Consider the following 18,149-nt stretch of genomic DNA (forward strand, 5'->3'; position numbering starts at 1 on the left):
CCAAACCTATCTGAAACATATCCAAGTCATATCCCGAGCAAGCTGGCGAACATTTCGCTACCGCTTCACCCGAGCCCCGAACGCGCACTCATATCCGGACCGATATGCCGCCTACCTGCGGCTATGAAGACGCGGATAGGTTCCGGATATGAACTGGATATGTTTCAGATAGGTTGCGGATACCCCCTTCGCACCGGTTCGCAACCATCCAAAAAGTTCTCAAAAAAAGTTCAACCCGCCACCCACAGAACGGGCGTCGTTCCGCCTTTTCTGTCTCAGAAAATTCTCAGAAAAAAATCCAAATAATTGTGTCCCGAAAACGGCTTTTCGGCGGAAGTAAGCGAGTACACACCGCTCTCTCTCGTCAGGAGTCGTTATGCCCGCCAATTCTCGTCACCGCTCCACCTCTGCCCCGGTGCGTGTCCCCTCGACCTTGTGGGCGCTGGGCCCCGCCCCGCTCGATCCGGACGACCGCTGGCCCGACCCGGTCCTGTCCCACGCGATCGCTGAGTTCTCCGAACCAGCCTCACGAGTAATGCTGCTGGGCTGGCCCACCCCCGCCGCCCGAGGCGCGCTGCGAATCATCGAGCCCGACACCGCCGCCGCTCTGGCCTCGATCGGTGACCTGGACCGCCACGGCCTCGACGCCCCCACCGACCGGAATGGGGCCGGACAGTCGGTGGATCTGGTTATCGCGAGCCTGCTGACCGAGCACGTCGACCCGAACGCCGCCGCCGACCATGTCACCTCGCTCGCGACCGAGGTGCTGGCGATGGGCGGTTTGCTGGTTGTTCTCTCTCGCTGCCGCCACAGCGACTCCGGGGTCCTGCTGGATCCGGCCGGGTCGGTCGTAGCCGCTGCGCAAGCCGCCGATCTGCTCTACCTCCAGCACATCATCGCCGCCCCGATCAGCGGCACCACCGTCACCACCGAACCGGGCTCGTCTGCGCTCGCACGCCACCGCGTCGCGCACACCGATGTCTTCGTGTTCCTCCAGCCCTCCCATGGCTGACCCGCACCCCTCGCCCTGCCCGCATTCTCACGCGAAGGACACCCGCATGACTCTCGACGCCCACGCCACCCACACCCCCGACATCGACTCCGCGACCGCCGTACAGAACGACCTGGCCGCCCTGCCGGTGTCGGTGTGGGCGACCGCTCAGAACGCCCCCGCCGCGCAACGACGGGGCCGCTATCACCCCGACAGCACCGCGCACCCGGCCAAGATGTTCCCCGCGATTGTCCAACACGCGGTCGAGACCTACACCCGCCCCGGAGACCTCGTGTTGGACCCGATGTGCGGGATCGGTACCACCCTCGTCGAGTCGCTGCACCTGGGCCGCCGAGCGGTCGGCGTCGAATACGAGTCCCGGTGGGCCGAGCTGGCCCGCACCAACATCGAGCTCGCCCGCGAGACCGGGATCGATCTCGACGCCAACGTTTACCACGGCGATGCCCGCAAGCTGCCCGATCTGATCCCGGCCGAGCTGCGCGGGCAGGCGAGTCTGGTGATCACCTCCCCGCCCTACGGCGACTCGCTGCACGGCCACGTCCGCGCCAACGGCGCGGACCCGATCCGCAAGAGAAACCACCGCTACGGCCAGGTCCTCGACCGGGGCAACCTCGCCAACGTCGGCCTCGGCCGCCTGCTCACCGGGTTCACCAGGATCCTCGCCGGGGCCGCCGAATACCTCGCCCCCGGCGGACATGTCGTGATCACCGCGCGGCCGTGGCGTCAGCACGCCGAACTGGTACCGCTGCCCGGCCACCTCTACACCTGTGGCGAGCTGGCCGGGCTCGTGCCGGTGGAGCGGTGCGTCGCCCTGCTGGGCCGCCTGTCCGAGGGCGAGCTCGTCGCCCGGTCGAGCTTCTTCCAGCGCGACTTCGTCGTCAAACAGCGCGCTGCCGGGCTGCCGATGCACCTCATCGCCCACGAGGACGTCGTGATTTTGAGGAAGCCCGAGGCCGCCAGCGCCGCGTCCGAGCGCCGCCGCGCGAGCGGCGGTTTCCCCTTCGGCACCTCTACGACGCTGCCGACTCTCGATGCCAGCGGCACGGGATCGGTGGCCGCGTGAATCCCGAACAGGGGTGGCTGGGCCGGGCGCTTCTCGCGCCCGGCACGGCCCTGGCCGATCTCACCGAGTCGATCGAACAGGCCCTCGGATCGGTGTCCGGGCTGGGTGTGGTCGCGGCCGTGCTCGGGGTGCTCGCCGCGGTGCGGTCTCTGGCCGAGTGGCGTCGGCGCCGGCTGAGTGCGCGTGCTCGCCAGATCACCGTGCTCACCCCACCCGAGGTCGACGCCAAAGGCGCACTCGCCTTCTGGGCCCACCTCATCGGACAACTCCGCCCAGCCTGGGCACGGGTGCTGTGGGGGCAGCCGCACCTGGGGTTCGAGTACACCGTCACCCCGGAAGAAGGAGCCGCGATCCGGCTCTGGGTGCCCGGCGCGATCCCGCCCGGACTCATCGAACGCGCCATCGCCTCCGCGTGGCCCGGCGCGCACACCGACACCCTCACCCCCGCCCGGTCACCGCTGCCCGCCCCGGCAGAAGGCGTGCGGCGGATCGTGGCCGGAGGCGAGCTGCGGCTCGGGCGGCGTGAGGGTTTGCCGTTGAGTACTGACCATTCCGGTGATCTCGTGCGTGACCTGATCACCGCCGCCGACGATCTCGGCCCCGGCCAGGCCGCCTGTGTGCAGATCCTCGCTCGCCCGGTCACCGGCCGCCGAGTCGCGCGAGCTACTCGTGCCGCGGCGAGCACCGGTGCCTCAGCGGGGATCGTGGTGGGTTTGCTGCGGGAGGCACTGAATCTGCTCACCCCCGGCACGACCACCGCCCGGCCAACGCGGGCCGAGGGTTCCGCCCAGGGCGGCCGGGGTAGCGACCGGCAGTCGGTGATGGAGTACAGCGCCGCCGCCCGCGCAGCGGCAGCGAAAGCACGTGGCGCGCACTGGGAAACCGTGGTCCGCTACGCCACCTCGATCCCAGTCTCCGATGATCCCGACGACAGCGCGCCGACAGCGCAGGCGCGAGCTGTGGCGCGAGGTCGGGCCGACGCTTTAGCCACGGTGTTCGGAGCCTGCACCGACCACAACTATTACCGGCGGCGTCGTCGCCTGCGCCTCGGGTGGTTGATCCGGCAGCGGCGTCTCAGCCGGGGGGACGTGCTGTCGGTACCCGAACTCGCCACGATCGCCCACCTGCCCACCGACACCGGCCTACCCGGACTCCAACGAGCCGGAGCCCGCGCCCTGTCCCCGGCCCCGGAGATACCGGTCGGTGGGGAGTTCACGAAACCCCTCGGGATGGCCGACACCGGAACTCGCCGACCGGTCGCGGTCAAGATCTCCGACGCCCGACACCACCTGCACATCCTCGGCCCGACCGGCGTCGGCAAGTCCACCCTGCTCGCCCGCACGATCCTCGACGACGCCGACAACGGACGCGGGGTGATCGTCATCGACCCCAAAGGCGACCTTGTCACCGACGTCCTGTCCCGGCTTCCTTCCCGCATGGCCGATCGAGTGGTGCTCTTCGATGCCGACTCTTCCGCCCCGCCGCCGTGCGTGAACCCCCTCGACATCGACCGGATCGGTCGCGCGGGAATGGATCTCGCCGTCGACAACCTCGTCACGGTCTTCCACCGAATCTTCCACCAATGGTGGGGACCGCGCACCGACGACATCATGCGCGCCAGCCTGTTGACTCTGTGCGCCCAGCCCGGCACCGCCACCCTGGCCGACTTACCCCGGCTGCTCACCGAGCCTGCTTTCCGCGCCCGGGTCACCCGCACCACCAAAGACCCAGTCCTGCGCGGGTTCTGGGACAGCTACGAGACCCTCTCCGACACCGGCCGCGCCCAACTCACCGGACCACTGCTGAACAAGCTCCGCGCGTTCCTGCTGCGCCCGTTCGTGCGCGCGGCCATCGCGGGCGGGCCCAGCACCGTCGAGTTCGCCGACATCCTCGACAACGGCGGCATCTGCCTGGCCCGTCTACCGAAAGGCTCACTCGGCGAGGAAACCTCACGCCTTGTCGGGTCACTGCTCGTGGCACGCACGTGGCAGGCGGTGACCGCGCGGGCTCGGGTCTCCGCCGCCGACCGGCCGGACGCAGCTCTCGTTCTCGATGAGGCTCAAAACTTCCTCAACCTGTCGACGCCGATCGAGGACATGCTCGCCGAAGCCCGAGGACTACGCCTCTCTCTGCTGCTCGCGCACCAGAACCTGGGCCAGCTCTCCCGGGAGCTGCGTGACGGGATCTCGGCCAATGCCCGCAACAAAATCGTCTTCGCCGTGTCTCCCGACGACGCCCGAGACCTCGCCCGTCACACCGACCCGTGGTTGTCCGAGCACGACCTGTCCCACCTCGACGCCTTCCACGCCGCCGCCCGCCTGCTGGTCGACGGGCGTAACGCCCGACCCTTCACCCTCACCACCCGCCCCCTGGACCCGCCGATCCCGGGCCGTGCCCGGGAGATCGCCGCCGCCGCCCGCCTCACCACACCCGCATCCCCGCCCAGCGGCACGCCCCACCGCGATCACGACGAGCCACCCAATCGCCCACAGCGCGACCCTCGCCACTCCTGACCGCACCCCGCCCACACTGAGAAAGGTTGCGTCACCAATGATCTCGCGTCCCGACCAACAAACCGACACCCGCCGACCCCGCCCCGAGGCCCGGCCCGCCCGGACCCGGCCGCTCGACATCACCGCACTCGTCGCGCGGCTGACCGAGCGCGACCGCTGGATCCTGCGGATGCTGCACGAACACCGCGTCCTGACCACCAACCAACTCGCCGCACTCGCCTTCCCTACCCCCGCCATCGCGTTGCGCCGTCTCACCCTGCTGCACCGCTACGGCGTCCTGGAACGGTTCCGGCCCTTACGCACCCGAGGCAGCGCGCCCGTGCACTGGGTCCTGGCACCCGGGGGAGCCGCCGTCCTCGCCGCCGAGGCCGGGATCAGCGTGCGCGAGCTCGGCTACAACCACCAGCGCGCCCTCGCCATCGCCCACAGCCTGCACCTGACCCACACCCTCGGCGTCGCCGAATGGTTCACCACCCTGATCGCCCACGCCCCCCGCGACCAGCGCGGCAACCAGGCCCAGGTGCAGGCGTGGTGGTCGCAGACCCGGTGCCAGCGTCTGTGGGGAGACCTCGCCCGCCCCGACGCCTTCGGCCGCTATAGCTACGCCGAGACCACGCTCGACTTCTTCCTCGAATACGACCTCGCCACCACCACGGCCCCGTCCCGGGTCGCGGCCAAGTTGCACGGATTCGCCGAGCTGGCCCGCACCACCGGCGTCATCACCCCCGTGCTGCTGTGGGTACCGACCATGGTGCGCGAGGCGAACACTCGCGCGGCGCTGCGCCGGACCTGGGAACGGCTCCCCGACCCCGATGCCGTGCCCGTCGCCACCGCCGCCGCCGAACTCCTCACCCCGAGGCCCGAAGCCAGCCCCGCCGAACACGTGTGGCTGCCACTGGACACCGACACCGACCGCAAACGCCTGCACGAACTCCCCGCTCTCTGGCCACGGCGAACCCCACCTGCCACCAGCATCGACTCCGAGGAACCCGCGCCATCGCTGAACGGGCTCGTCGTCCTCGCACCACCGCCCCCACAGCCACCAGCCTCCGAGCACTGGTGAGGCAGCAATGCTGGTCAAGGCACTCGCAGCGGGATTCGCGGGGTTCGTGTTCCTCACCGTCGTCATCGCGGCCGTTGTCACCACCGTCGTCGTGTTCGATCACGCGCTCACCGCGCCCGCCCCGGGGACCTCGACCGGCACCGGGTCGTCCCCGAGTGCCGAAGCCCAACAAGAGATCCCGGGCGAGATGCTCGTGCTGTATCAGGCCGCTGCCGGGGACTGCCCCGGGCTGGACTGGTCGGTACTCGCCGCGATCGGCAAGATCGAAACCGACCACGCCCGCTCCACGCTGCCGGGAGTGTCCTCGGGCGAGAACAGCTCCGGGGCGGGCGGGCCGATGCAGTTCCTGGCCCCGACCTTCGACTCCGTCGTCGGCCGCCATCCTCTGCCCGCTGGTGGTGCGAGCCCGCCCTCGCGCTACAACCCCTCCGATGCGATCCACGCTGCCGCGTTCTACCTGTGCGACTCCGGCGCACCCGAGGACATGTACAGCGCGATCTTCGCGTACAACCACGCCGACTGGTACGTCAACCAAGTCGTCGACCAAGCCGCCCGCTACCGCGCCACCGACACCTCCGGCGGCGACTGCCAGAGCGCCTCGCCACCGAATCCCACTGCTGCGCAGGTGATCTCCTTCGCCTGCGCCCAGCTCGGCCTCCCGTATGTGTGGGGCGGCAACGGGCCCGACGTGAACGGCGGCTGGGACTGTTCCGGACTCACCCAGGCCGCCTACCGCGCCGCCGGTATCTCGATACCCCGCACCACCTACGACCAGGTCCACACCGGCACAACGGTTTCCGAGGACCAGCTCGCGCCCGGAGACCTGCTCTTCTACAGCACCTCTGGGGACGTCCATCACGTCGGCATCTATCTCGGCGGCGGCCAGATGGTGCACGCCCCCACCTTCAACGAGCCGGTCCAGGTCTCGCCCTACCGCTGGGGAGGTGACGACTACTACACCGCCACCCGACCCACAAAACAGGATTTATCGCAGTGAATGCAACATTGGACACGTTGCGCGACTACCCGATCTTCCCACGTCGGAACGGTTTTGGCGAGTCGCGCAGTGACGGGTTGGCGTGTCGCGGACCTGCGGTTACGGTGCCAGCTACAACGATGTTGCATCCGATACAACCGGAGGTGACGGTGGCGCGACAGATCGATCTACCCGGCGCGATGCACCTGGTACTGGAATCCGGTGTGCGGTACCTGGATCCGGAAACAGCGGTATTCGACGCGATGCTGGAGGGCTGGCGGCGTCAGCAGAAGAGCCGGTTCTTGAACGACGACACCATCGAGCCCCGGCTGCGGCTGATACGGAGGTTCGCCGAGTTCACCAATCAGTATCCGTGGCAATGGATTCCGGGTGAGCTGGAAGCGTTCACCACCGACCTTCTCTCTCGCGAGCGCCCGGCGGCGCAGTCGACGATCCGCTCGTATCACGGTGCGTTGCGGATGTTCTGCGAGTTCCTCACCGATACCCGCTACGGCTGGTCGACCGAATGCGACACCAGGTTCGGGCAAGCACCGATCCAGATCGCCCACGAGTGGAACACCGTCACCCACAAGGTCGACTACGAGGGCCGTCCCGCCCGGCGGGCGTTGACCTACGACGAGGTACAAGCGTTATTCGACGCGGCCGACGCCCGCGTGGAGGCCATCCGCGCACGGGGCCGCAAAGGTGCGCTGGCCGCGTGGCGCGAGGCCGCGATGTTGAAAACGATCTACGCCTTCGGCCTCCGCCGCCGGGAGGCGGCGTGTCTGGATGTCGCGGACTTTCGCCGTAACCCGCGTGCCCCGAGTTACGGGTTGTTCGGATCGGTGCAGGTCCGCTACGGCAAAGCCTCGCGCGGCAGCCCACCCAAACGCCGCACCGTACTGACCGTGCCGGAGATGGACTGGATCGTGGACGTGCTCACCGAGTGGTGCGAGCAGATCCGCCCGATGTTCAACCCGGGCGCGCATCCAGCGTTGTGGGTGACCGAGCGCCGCGGCCGGATCTCGGTGCGATCGGTCAACGACGCCTTCTGCGACATCCGTGCCGAGGCCGGTCTGCCGCCCGAGGCCGACGTGCACGCGCTACGCCACTCCTACGTCACCCACCTACTCGAGTTCGGATATCCGGCGCTGATGGTGCAACAGCAAGTCGGGCACGCCTGGGGCTCCACGACCGCGCTCTACACCTCGGTATCGGATGAATTCCGCAACCGCCTGCTGGAGCAATCCCTGCGCCAGCATACCGAATTATGGACGGAGACAACATGACTCGCACAATGGGCTACCGATGGCACCTACGAGCCAGAATGGCCGAACGGGGCTTGTTCCAGACCTCGGATCTGGTGCCGCTGCTCGCCGAGCGCGGCATCCACCTCTCCCGCGAACAGGTCTACCGGATGGTCACCCAACCCCCGCAACGGCTGTCGATGGACACCCTCGCCGCGTTGTGCGACATCCTCGACGCCACCCCGAACGATCTCATCGAGATCACCACCGAGCCCACCCAGGTCCGCAAAACCGGAACCGGCACCGGCACCGCGGCGAAGCCGCGCCGCACCACGATCCGTCGACCGGACGGACTGTGAGCCCGCCGTGGCCGGCCCGGACTCGACCGACTGGCTCGTCGCGCACGTCCGCGGCGCGTTCCCCATGCTCAGCGCCACTGCAGCACGGGCTGCGGTGGCTTCGGCCGCGAAAAGCACACGCGCTCTGGCGATCCTGCGCAAACACCTGGAACGCCATCCCGCAGCGCTGACCTCCGGGGACTCCGACGTCACACCCGTGGTCGCGACATTCATCACCGTGCTCGCCGACGCCGGTGCCGCAGCGATGCTACCGACATGCCATTGGTGCCGACGCCCTGCCAGACGGCTCCCCAAAGCCGTTGAAGGAGGACGGATCTGCGCACCCTGCATAGATCTCGAGACGGCCCAACCATGCGGGCGCTGCGGGCGACGCCGCCCGATCTCGACCCGCGACAACCAGGGAACACCACTCTGCCAGACATGCCGAGTTCGCGATCCCGGCAACCATCGGGCCTGCGGACGCTGCGGCACGGTCACGTCGATCACCGCGCATGCCGCCGACGGAACCGCGCTCTGCCGGAGTTGCTACAACAAACAACGCCCACCCGAACGCTGCTGGGGCTGCGGCCAACAGCGCGTGCCCGCACATCGCAGCCCGCAGGGCCCTGTCTGCGACCGCTGCTACCGCTCTCCCGACCAGCGCTGCGACGCCTGCGGGCGAGTCGGACCGTTGAAAACCCGCCGCACCCCAACCCGACCCGCCCTTTGCGGCGGGTGCTACCGAGGCCGCACCGGCATCTGCACCCGCTGCGGGCGAGAGCGACCGACCAAACGATGCTCTGCCCGAGCAGGCGAGCCGACCTGCGCAGGCTGCTGGCCACGGCCTCGACGCCGTTGCGTCAACTGCAAACACATCACGGCGATCCTGACCCGCTGGCCCATCGGCGACATCTGCGGTGCCTGCTACAAGTGGATCCGCCACCACCCACAAACCTGCACAGAGTGCGGCGCCACCCGGCCGTTGATCGGCACCAACACGACCGGAAAGCCGATCTGCGGCCCCTGCGCCGGACAACCCGACCGCGCCTACAGCTGCCAACGCTGCGGCGAGTCCGGCTTCTTCCACACCAGTGGGCGCTGCCTGCGCTGCCACGTCCGTGACCGTCTACACGAGATCCTCGGGATCGACGGCACCATCCCCGCCGAGTTGCTCCCGTTGTCCACCGCACTGACCGATTCCGAGTCCCCGGCAGCCATCCTGCGGTGGCTGCGCCCCGGCGGATCAGCCACCCGCATGCTCGAACACCTGACCAGCACCGACGAACCGATCACCCACAACCTGCTCGACCAACTCCCACCCGGACCCGCGCTGCACCACCTGCGTCAAACCCTCGTCCACACCGGCATGTTACGCGACCGAGTCGAGTACTTGGAACGACTCGTGCCCTGGCTCGACCGGCTCCTCACCGACGAACCCGCCACCCGCGCCCACCTGTTACGCACCTACACCACCTGGACGGTGCTACGACGCGCCCGACACCGCACCACCACAAGACCATTCACCTCCGGCGCGAACAGCTGGGCACGCACCCGGATACTCGCCGCACGACGGCTGCTGGTCTGGATCGACGAGCAACACCTCGAGCTTCACGACGTCCGCCAAGACCACATCGACACCTGGCTACTGACCGGAAGGCCCGAATCCACCTATCCCGCACGGGAATTCCTGAACTGGGCACGTCACCGACGACTGGTCGACGGCATCGCCATCCCCAAAAAGCGCCCGCGCACCACACTCGCACCGATCACCGAAGACGAACGCTGGCATCAGCTCCGCCGCTGCCTCCACGAGGACACCCTGCCCACCGCCGTCCGCGCAGCCGGCGCGCTCGTCCTGCTCTATGGGCTCCCACTCAGCAAAGTCGCCGCCCTGCAACACCACCACATCCACATCGACACCCGCCAGCGGGTCTGGCTGCACTACGGCCGCCACCAACTCCGACTCCCACCCGCCGTCGCGACTTTGGTGCTCACCCAACGTGAGCACCCGACCGTCATCGCCGCGGTCAACCGCGACTACCCCAACAACAAGAAATGGCTTTTCCCCGGCGGATCCCCAGGACAACACGCCCGCGACAGCCTTTATCGCGGACTACGCAACCACCTCCACGTCCACCTCCGACGCGCTCGCAGCGCTGCTCTGGCTCACCTCGCGAGCGAAATCCCCGCCGCGGTCCTGGCCGAGCTCCTCGACCTCCACATCGACACCGCTCTCGCGTGGTCCAACTACGCCCAAAACGAATGGAGCGCATACGTCGCCGCCCGCACTAACCCAGCGGATGACACCCAAGGCATCGAAGCACGTCCGAGCTGACTTCTGAACGGAGGAATACGACAGCTTCTCAATATTCGCACTTCACCAGTTCCCGCCCACGACGACTCCCGCGCCACCTCCTGATCACCCCTGCACGGACGGAGAACACTCATGCACCACAACCACACTCGAACCACCCGTTGCGCCGCACACCTGGCACTGTGCGCGGCCGTCGCCGCGACCACCGTGACAGCCGGTGTCGCCGCCGCAGAACCCACACCCGGCCGCAACGGCGCGCAGTGCCCGCGCTGGACCGCGCTGCTGACACCGGGCACCTACGAGACAACCCCCACCACCAGCGGGCAGACCATGCCCGAGATCCTCACCCAGCTCGGGCAATCACTTACCGCCCGCTACGGCAGCGATATTGAGGTCCGCACGCTCGCCACGACGACGAGCGGTGCCGGTTCGGTGAGCGGAGCAGAACTCACCGCGGCGGTCTCGGGGCTGTGCTCGGAAACGCGAGTCGTTGTGGCCGGCTACGGCCAGGGCGCCGAGGTCACCGGCGACCTCGCCACCAGCATCGGCAACAACAAAGGCCCGATCCCAGCCTCCCGAATCGTGGCCGTCGCGCTCGTCTCCGACCCGCGCCGCAACCCCACCACCACCCAACTCGGCACCCCGGTCTCCGGGCAAGGCGTCACCAGCTCGCGATCGCAGAGCTTCGGCGAGCTGACCGAGCGGGTCCGCACGCTCTGCCTCGAAGGCGACAGCTACTGCTCGACCACCGCCGAGTCCTCGCCGGTCCTCGCCGCGGTGAACCGTGCACTCGCCGCTACCTCGGCCACCTCCACTCCGGCCCCGACCACCACCGCCTCCCCCACGACCACGACCTCAGCGAAGGTCCCCACCATCACGACGAGTGCGCCGACTACGACGACCTCGACCGGGCAGCTCAGCGCGTCACAGGTTCTCGCCCAAGTGGTCACCGTCCTCAACGGGCTCGCGAGCTTCACCGCGAACGTGCCCGCCATCGTCAACGACCTCGCCCAACTGCCGGGCCTGCTCACCGCAGCGGATGTGCCTGGCCTGCACCGAGTCTCCGGCGACCTCAACAACCAGTTCAGCCCGCTCGTGCAGATGGCCGCCGGACTCGACCTGCGCCTGGTCGCCCGCGCACTGAAACTGGCCGCCCCCTTGGACACCACCGGCGCGGCAACGATCGCCGCCGAGATCGTCGGTGTCCTGGCCGGACTCGACATCTCCCGCATCGCCACCGACATCGGCCAAGCCCAAGAGATCGCCTGGACCGCCGCCGAAACCCTCGCCAAAGGCGACCCCGTCACCGCCTTCCTGGCGCTGACCGGGCTGGCACCGATCGCGGCCGATCTCCTCTCGGCCACCGCCAGCGCGTTCACCGGCACCACGTTCCCCGCGCTCACCCAGACCTACAACACCGCCACGACCACCGGGGCGGACATCACTACCGGTACCGGCACCGCCCCCCAGGACGGCGACACGGCCTTGTTCGACGCCACCGGCTACGACGCCGCCGCGCCCGCGCTGACCGACTGGATCGCCGGGTCCATCGACCGTACGAAATAGCCACCGCCACACAGTCACCCACAACGCACAGCGAGACGGCCGATGGTGCCGAGCGAATTGCTCGGCACCATCGGCCGTCTCAGTCGGTAGCCAGGATCAGGAGATCAGGGGCGGCACGGCGCGCGGTGTGAACGCGCCCGGGGAACCAGTAGTGCGCAACCGCCACAACGGCAACACATTCCGCATCACGTCCGACACCGGGGCCGGGGTCACCTCGACAACCGCCCGCGCGGCGCTGTCGGCATCGGCGAAGGTGTTGCCGACCAACGGCCCCGACAGGATCCGCACCGAACCAGTGAACGGGAAGAAGTCGCCCTCGGTCCGGTAGAGCCGGTAACGCAGAACCACCGGCACCCCCGGCACCAGAGCGGGTTGCACCGGCATGCTGAGCTCACGCACAGCCTCGGCCGCGATGTCGCGCCACAGCGCGAGGCTATCGGGGGCCTGTCTGGAGTTGGCGAACACCCGGTACAGGGATGAGGCCAGGATGGCGGGGGTGGGAGTGACGTACATAGTCGAGCACCTTTCTCAGCAGATACATTGAGAGGCGCGGTGTCGGACTCCCCGGAGTTAGGTCCTCCGGGGATTCCGGCATCGCCCCATTTGTCAGGACGCGAGGGTGAATTTCTTAGGGGCCGTGCTGGTCTGGCGAGCGGTCTCGTCCTTGGTCAGCTTGACCAGGGCGTTGTGGACCGCGCCGCTGGACCGTTCGAGGGCCTTGCCTATCTGGTGTGGGGTGAACTCCTCTCCTGGGTTGTCGCGCAGGTAGTCCTCGACCTGTCCCCGCAGCGCACCGGCGGGCAACCGATACACCGTCGACTCCGCGTCGGCCGCTACCGGTTCGGCGGGCAGTGTCGGTGCCACCGGGGCCGGTTCGGCGGGATCGTCGCCCGTGGGGGCAGCTGCCGCCGGTTTCGGTGCGCTGTCTGGCACGGGGTCGGCCGGTGCCGCCTCCTCGTCGGGGTCGGCCGGGTCGAGCGAAACAGGTTCCGGCGCGGCGGGTTCCGGCGCAGCGGGTTCCGGCGGGGCAGGCTCCGCCGAGTCAGGTTCCGGGGCCAGCGGTTCCGGCGCGGCGGGTACTGCCGGGCCGGGTTGCGGGTTGACCGGTTCGGCGGCGGCGGGTTCGGGCGCGGCCGGTTCCGGGGTGGCCGGTTCCGGGGTGGCCGGTTCCGGGGTGGCCGGTTCCGGGGTGGCCGGTTCCGGGGTGGCCGGTTCCGGTTCGGCGGCTACGGGTCCGGCCGGTTCGGCGACGGGTTCGGGCGCGGCCGATCCGGCGATGAACCAGGCTTTTGCGGCCCGGGGCGTTTCCGGGTCGGTGTAGGACCGCACCGCAAGGGCCGATTCCCACCCCGTCAGCAGACGGCGGGCCGTCGACACCGCGATCCCCGCCGTGTCGGCCAGCGCGGCGGTGGTGCTGCCGGGGTTGGTGCCCAACGCCGCCCACAACGCCCGGGTGGCCGGTTTGCGCAGCACGGGCACCACCGTCGAACCGTATTCCGGGGCCGGTGCGGCGGTTTCGGGGACGGGTGCTGCCGGTGCCGTGGGCGCGTTCGCGGTGTTCTTCCTTTTGGACATGGCGGGATTCCTTCCAACAGTGGGTTTCGGTGAATTCGTGGTGTCCCGGCCTGGACGGAATGCCATTCCGGTCGGGGCGAATTCCCCGGGGGGCGGCGGCGTTCCGGGTTCCATGGACGCTCGATACGGTGTCCGATGTCAAGCGGAACGTGAAAACAAAATTCCGGTCCCGAATTCCTCTCTTCCATTTCTGGAATGCCAACGGCACGAGAGGAATTCGACTCGCAGGCAATTGTTGTGGCAGCGCGAGAGCCACTCGCGCCGACCTCGCTGAGAGGCCGCGCGTTGATGTCAGTGGCTTGACCTGGGCATACCGCACTGCAGGTCAGCGGCATGCCGCACGAAATGTCAGCAGCTAGGACCGGGCTCGCACCCGTCTGACCTGGGCAGATCCGAAGTCCGAGAAGCTGCTGGAAGATGTCGGCGAAGATCCTTCTCGGGCCGGGTTATCGACGGTCCGCGCCTGGCCCGAGTAGGGCGGTCACATCCCGCATCGCCTGCGGTGAGGGTTTGAAGTATCGGCGCAGGTTCTCCGGCTTCCGACGCCGCTATTTGGCCATCAACTCGACCAGGCTGGCGCCTGCTTCCCCGAGGTGGGTCAGCGAAGAATGTCGTAGTTCGTGTGGATCCCAACCTGTTCCGGGACCGGCCGTGGCGGTCGCTGCGTCCAGTAGCGAGCGGGCTTGCTCGTAGGACAACCGCGCCAGCCCGGTGTCGGGACGTACGTCGCGGTCGTCGACGTACTTGCCGGGTCCCGGTCGGCGATGGGTGACGAACAGCGGACCGCGGGTGCGGATCAGGCGCGGCAACAGCCGGGCGGTGCTGGCGTCCCAGTAGACGAGTTCGTGGACGTAGTCGGCGTGGGTCGTGCCGCGGCGGCGTGTGCGTGGCTTGGCGCCTTTGGATTTCACCGGGCAGCAGCGCCCAGCCAAGTCGAGGTCTTCGATGTTGATCTGCAGCAGCTCGTCGATGCGGGCGAAGGTTTCATACAGCATCCGCCACAGCGTCTTCTCCCGAATATGGACGCCGCGCTGGGAGATCAGTCGGTCGATCGCGGTGCGCGACCGCACCGGGGTTTCGGAGTCGGGTGGGGTGCTTCGCTTCACCGCGGCCGGAACGGTCGGTCCGGCGTGGCCGTGTTCGCGACACCAGGCCAGCCAGGCAAGCACGGCGGCGCGGCGCGCGTTCCAGGTGTTGACCGCGGCCTCGCCCCACAGAGTTTCGAGCGCGTCGCCGATCTCGGTGTCGGCGACCTCGGCGAGCGGGCGGCCGAAGTTCGGCAACGTCGTCACGGGGTCGGTGCCGATGAAGTGGTTGGCGGTTTTGACCACTGCGGTGGTGTATGCCCGGCGGGTGTTCGGGGATCGGACCGAGTCGAGGAAGGCGCTAGCGGCATCCACGACGGTGATTCCCCCACTGGTGCGGAGGCGGTGAACTGTGCTCGCCATGCCGATCCTCCTGTTTGCCACAGATAACAGGTGCGCTTCGTGCGTCGTCCGCGCGGTGTTCGCGCAGGCCGAATCTCATGATCCGGCCGGTGCCATCCCATACTCGGCGTGCTCGTATGCCCCTGAATCTCACGCATTCGCGGGTGACGGGCGTGCACGGATGGCGGCGTAGTTGGCCCAGTCGGTCGCGAGGGCGGAAGCGCGTTCTGCGGCGAATCGCGGGTGGCAGCCGACCAGGTCGGCTAGGACTGGTGCGGGGATGTCGCGCAGGAGTTCGTTGAAGGCCGCGACCCGGCTGGTGCCGGTGACGCCGATCCTGCGAAGGCGGTTCCGGAGTTGGCTCGTCGTGATCGGTCGGTTCGGTCGCTGCCCGGGGAGCAGCCAAGGTGAGGTGGGGTTGGCGGCGGTTCCCATGTTGCGGCGCTGGGTGATCAGGTCTGTGATGAGGCGGTCCAACGGCTCTGGCATCAGCAGGTCTTCCTCAGCGATCCGCAGGTGCGACTTGATCGTCGCGGGTGGTCACGTCCTCGACCTTGATCTGGGTGATGCGAGTTGCTGGCTGGGCGTAGAGCAGGACCAACAAGCCCGCGACACGATCGATGGGTGCCAGCGAGCCGTCGGTGAACAGTCGGCGGACCAGCGCAATTCGCTCGGCCTGGGGCTGTGCCTCGGGTGTGATCACTCTTGGCGGGCTGGGGATGTGGAGCTTCGGGCAGAGCCGTCGCCGGATGGCGAAGGTCATGAAGATGCGGGCCGTCAGGCGGGTTTTCGGGCCGTCGGCGAACCAGTCGTCGATGTCGTGCTGTGTGCATTCTCCCAGGTTTGTTCCTCGCGCTCTCAACCAGTTGAGGAAATCCATTGCGACCCTTGCTTGTTGGCGGGCGGTGTTCCAGGCCGATGCACGCGGGGTGCCGTTGTCGAGTTGTCGCAGGATTCGGTGGCGGTGGTGCCATTTGATGTAGGTGGCCAGTGCCTGGCGGTCGTCGGTCGCGACGATTTGATCGAGTAAGCCGGTGGTCCATTCATCGAATTTGAGCAGGTCGGGATTGCGTTGGGGCAGTAGTCCGGTCGTCATCAGAAGTTCGCGCAGGTAGGTGACGCCGCCCGAGCGTGGGAGGGAGGGAGGCAAATGCGTCGTGAGTCAACGGCAGTCGCCGGCCGCGAGCGCTCGCAGCCGATCCCCGACGCCGGGGTTGCGGAGCCACTGTTCGGCGCTGCCCGGGTTCTTCCCTGAACACAATGCGTCGACCAGTGGTTTCAAGAAGGTCGGCGGATTGCCGGTGCCATCGCCCAGTAGCGCGATCACCCGGCGTCGGAGCGCGCAACGTGCGCATTCCCAGACTCCCCAGAGGGCCTCGTCGTCGGCACTGCAAGTGGCGCAAACAAATCCGGGGATGCCGAAGCATGGCGCGCAAAGCAGATCTGTGCTGCGCTGACCGGGAAGGACACGGCGATGTCCGCAGGCACCGCAGATGCCGATGCGGCGGTAGGCCGCTCTATGGCAGCTGGGGCAGATGATGCCGTCGGGCCATAGGACTGAGCGTCGGCGCGGCCGGTCGCAGCGCGCGCAGAGGCTGGGTTCGGGGCTCATTGGGAATCTGGGGTGATGCGGGCCCGCCGCGGTCGTCCGATCCGGTTGAGGTCGACCACGTCCTCGGCGAGGTTCTCCCCAACCGCCTTGCGTGCCTTGATGGTTTCGACCTGTGGGGCGATCAGGTCGTTGGGTGTGCAGGACAGAATGTCGCATAGCGCGACCAGGATCGGCATGGACAGGCGCTCGGGGGTGCCCGACACGAGCCGGTAGATCTGCACGTTGGACAGATGAATACCGCGGTCGGCCAGCAGAGGCACGAGTTCGGTGGTCTTCCACATGCCTTGCTCTGCCATCCGTTCGCGCAGCAGCCAGCGGTAGCTCATCTTCTTCGTCATCGTCGCTCCTTTTCGTTGCGGGCCTGCTCGATGACCCTGTCGAGGGCGGCCCGCAGCACCGTCGTCTTGAGTCGGAGGAGACCGAGGTGTAGACCGACAGCGTGCTGCCGTGCTCGTGTCCGACCTGCTGTTGGACGAACAGCGGATCGAACCCATCCTCGATCAAATGCGTGATGTAGCTGTGGCGCAGGCAGTGCGGGCCTAATTCCTCGGGCAGGCCCACTCGGTCTCGGAGCTTGACGAATACCGCGTTGAACCGGGTTTCGCTCATCCGCTCCGATCGTTCGGACGGCCACAATGCCGCGCTGCCGTCGCGTCGGCAGTGCGGCCAGATGTCGTGCACCCATTCGGTGAGCACGTCGACCGACCAGGGCATCACGGTGAGCACGCTGCGCCGCTTCGGACCGCTGCCTTGGCTTCCCTTGCCGAAACGGACGTAGCAGACACCGAAATCTCCGAACTCCGACGCTTTGGGGTTGCGACCGAAATCGTGTGCTTCCAACCGCACCAGTTCACGACGGCGAAGCCCGAAAGCGTAGGCGGTCTTCAACATTGCCGCGTCGCGGAACGCCGCGACCGCGCCCTTGCGGCCGTGCCGTCGGATCTCCTCCACCATCTCATCGGCCGCGTCGAACAGCTGCTGCAACTCCGGCCGTGTCAACGCCCGCCGTTGCGGGCGTCCCTCAACGTCCAGGACGTGTTTGGCACTGTTCCAGTCGTGGCTGATCTGAACTGGATGAGTCCCAAATCGCTTCTCACACTCGATATCCCAGCCGTAGAGCGGTTCACAGACGTAGGCGAGGAACGCGCGAATCGCCAGCTGGTAGGACCGCACGGTCGACAACGCGGCCCCACGCACCGCCCGAAGGTCGGTCGACCATTCCTCGAGATGTTGTGGCGTCCACTGCCACGGGAACTCGCCGCAGTGGTCCTGGAAGCGTCGTAGCATCTCCGATCGTGAATCGACGGTGCTGAAGGCGAGATTTCGGCTCAGCTGCTGCTGCCGCCATCCTTCCAACATCGCGTCGAACATCTGCGCGTCCGGACTCAGCAACGGCACTCCGGCCGCCACGACCCGATGAGCCGCCCCGGCGACCTCGAACTT

At 67.9% G+C, this 18,149-nt stretch carries 15 protein-coding genes and 1 pseudogene; 9 read left to right on the forward strand and 7 right to left on the reverse strand.

Annotated features, from left to right (window positions below; translation table 11 throughout):
* Positions 1-376: 376 nt before the first annotated feature.
* The 9 genes from ACFWO8_RS18815 (at position 377) to ACFWO8_RS18855 (ending at position 12,092) form a co-directional block, all read left to right on the forward strand.
* Positions 377-1,012, forward strand: a complete 636-nt coding sequence (locus tag ACFWO8_RS18815) for a hypothetical protein (protein WP_378952412.1) — start codon at positions 377-379, stop codon at positions 1,010-1,012.
* Between the two features lie 46 nt (positions 1,013-1,058).
* Positions 1,059-2,075, forward strand: coding sequence for a TRM11 family SAM-dependent methyltransferase (locus tag ACFWO8_RS18820; RefSeq protein WP_378952415.1), 1,017 nt, complete (start codon positions 1,059-1,061; stop codon positions 2,073-2,075).
* Positions 2,072-4,588, forward strand: a complete 2,517-nt coding sequence (locus ACFWO8_RS18825; protein ID WP_378952418.1) for a helicase HerA domain-containing protein — start codon at positions 2,072-2,074, stop codon at positions 4,586-4,588. The genes ACFWO8_RS18820 and ACFWO8_RS18825 overlap by 4 nt, the downstream gene beginning before the upstream one ends.
* 37 nt (positions 4,589-4,625) lie before the next feature.
* Positions 4,626-5,651 (forward strand): replication-relaxation family protein, encoded by a 1,026-nt coding sequence (locus ACFWO8_RS18830; protein WP_378952421.1) that lies wholly within the window; start codon positions 4,626-4,628, stop codon positions 5,649-5,651.
* A 7-nt stretch (positions 5,652-5,658) separates the two neighbouring features.
* Positions 5,659-6,648 (forward strand): NlpC/P60 family protein, encoded by a 990-nt coding sequence (locus tag ACFWO8_RS18835; RefSeq protein WP_378952424.1) that lies wholly within the window; start codon positions 5,659-5,661, stop codon positions 6,646-6,648.
* Positions 6,649-6,797: 149 nt separating this feature from the next.
* Positions 6,798-7,916 carry a tyrosine-type recombinase/integrase gene (locus ACFWO8_RS18840; protein ID WP_378952427.1) on the forward strand — a complete coding sequence of 373 codons (1,119 nt, stop codon included), beginning with the start codon at positions 6,798-6,800 and terminating at the stop codon, positions 7,914-7,916.
* Positions 7,913-8,233, forward strand: a complete 321-nt coding sequence (locus ACFWO8_RS18845; RefSeq protein WP_378952430.1) for a helix-turn-helix domain-containing protein — start codon at positions 7,913-7,915, stop codon at positions 8,231-8,233. The genes ACFWO8_RS18840 and ACFWO8_RS18845 overlap by 4 nt, the downstream gene beginning before the upstream one ends.
* A 961-nt stretch (positions 8,234-9,194) precedes the next feature.
* Positions 9,195-10,547, forward strand: a complete 1,353-nt coding sequence (locus tag ACFWO8_RS18850) for a hypothetical protein (RefSeq protein WP_378952433.1) — start codon at positions 9,195-9,197, stop codon at positions 10,545-10,547.
* Positions 10,548-10,658: 111 nt separating this feature from the next.
* Positions 10,659-12,092 carry a cutinase family protein gene (locus tag ACFWO8_RS18855; protein WP_378952436.1) on the forward strand — a complete coding sequence of 478 codons (1,434 nt, stop codon included), beginning with the start codon at positions 10,659-10,661 and terminating at the stop codon, positions 12,090-12,092.
* Positions 12,093-12,188: 96 nt separating this feature from the next.
* Here the strand turns inward: ACFWO8_RS18855 and ACFWO8_RS18860 are convergent, their stop codons facing one another.
* The 7 genes and pseudogenes from ACFWO8_RS18860 to ACFWO8_RS18890 all read right to left on the reverse strand — a co-directional run.
* A complete protein-coding gene (locus tag ACFWO8_RS18860) occupies positions 12,189-12,605 on the reverse strand; it encodes a hypothetical protein (protein WP_378952439.1) in 417 nt (138 codons plus the stop codon).
* A 93-nt stretch (positions 12,606-12,698) separates the two neighbouring features.
* Positions 12,699-13,667 (reverse strand): hypothetical protein, encoded by a 969-nt coding sequence (locus ACFWO8_RS18865; protein ID WP_378952442.1) that lies wholly within the window; start codon positions 13,665-13,667, stop codon positions 12,699-12,701.
* 548 nt (positions 13,668-14,215) lie between these two features.
* On the reverse strand, positions 14,216-15,115 hold the full coding sequence (locus ACFWO8_RS18870) for a tyrosine-type recombinase/integrase (protein ID WP_378952445.1): 900 nt from the start codon (positions 15,113-15,115) through the stop codon (positions 14,216-14,218).
* A gap of 129 nt (positions 15,116-15,244) precedes the next feature.
* Entirely contained in the window at positions 15,245-15,583 is a 339-nt protein-coding gene (locus tag ACFWO8_RS18875) for a hypothetical protein (RefSeq protein ID WP_378952448.1), read from the reverse strand.
* 13 nt (positions 15,584-15,596) lie between these two features.
* Positions 15,597-16,244, reverse strand: coding sequence for a hypothetical protein (locus tag ACFWO8_RS18880; RefSeq protein WP_378952451.1), 648 nt, complete (start codon positions 16,242-16,244; stop codon positions 15,597-15,599).
* Positions 16,245-16,702: 458 nt separating this feature from the next.
* Positions 16,703-17,044 carry a helix-turn-helix domain-containing protein gene (locus tag ACFWO8_RS18885; RefSeq protein WP_378952454.1) on the reverse strand — a complete coding sequence of 114 codons (342 nt, stop codon included), beginning with the start codon at positions 17,042-17,044 and terminating at the stop codon, positions 16,703-16,705.
* 136 nt (positions 17,045-17,180) lie between these two features.
* Positions 17,181-18,077, reverse strand: a pseudogene (locus ACFWO8_RS18890) (tyrosine-type recombinase/integrase); the annotation flags it as partial.
* Positions 18,078-18,149: the final 72 nt, after the last annotated feature.

Origin of the sequence: Nocardia sp. NPDC058480 (genome assembly GCF_042720495.1) — a bacterium.
In the GTDB taxonomy this organism is placed as follows: domain Bacteria; phylum Actinomycetota; class Actinomycetes; order Mycobacteriales; family Mycobacteriaceae; genus Nocardia.

What these genes read in the sequence shown, in the direction of transcription:
- ACFWO8_RS18885 (WP_378952454.1), bottom strand. Translation starts at nt 17,044, where the DNA reads ATGACGAAGAAGATGAGCTACCGCTGGCTGCTGCGCGAACGGATGGCA.
- ACFWO8_RS18820 (WP_378952415.1), top strand. Translation starts at nt 1,059, where the DNA reads ATGACTCTCGACGCCCACGCCACCCACACCCCCGACATCGACTCCGCG.
- ACFWO8_RS18865 (WP_378952442.1), bottom strand. Translation starts at nt 13,667, where the DNA reads ATGTCCAAAAGGAAGAACACCGCGAACGCGCCCACGGCACCGGCAGCA.
- ACFWO8_RS18845 (WP_378952430.1), top strand. Translation starts at nt 7,913, where the DNA reads ATGACTCGCACAATGGGCTACCGATGGCACCTACGAGCCAGAATGGCC.
- ACFWO8_RS18815 (WP_378952412.1), top strand. Translation starts at nt 377, where the DNA reads ATGCCCGCCAATTCTCGTCACCGCTCCACCTCTGCCCCGGTGCGTGTC.
- ACFWO8_RS18835 (WP_378952424.1), top strand. Translation starts at nt 5,659, where the DNA reads ATGCTGGTCAAGGCACTCGCAGCGGGATTCGCGGGGTTCGTGTTCCTC.
- ACFWO8_RS18870 (WP_378952445.1), bottom strand. Translation starts at nt 15,115, where the DNA reads ATGGCGAGCACAGTTCACCGCCTCCGCACCAGTGGGGGAATCACCGTC.
- ACFWO8_RS18860 (WP_378952439.1), bottom strand. Translation starts at nt 12,605, where the DNA reads ATGTACGTCACTCCCACCCCCGCCATCCTGGCCTCATCCCTGTACCGG.
- ACFWO8_RS18855 (WP_378952436.1), top strand. Translation starts at nt 10,659, where the DNA reads ATGCACCACAACCACACTCGAACCACCCGTTGCGCCGCACACCTGGCA.
- ACFWO8_RS18830 (WP_378952421.1), top strand. Translation starts at nt 4,626, where the DNA reads ATGATCTCGCGTCCCGACCAACAAACCGACACCCGCCGACCCCGCCCC.
- ACFWO8_RS18875 (WP_378952448.1), bottom strand. Translation starts at nt 15,583, where the DNA reads ATGCCAGAGCCGTTGGACCGCCTCATCACAGACCTGATCACCCAGCGC.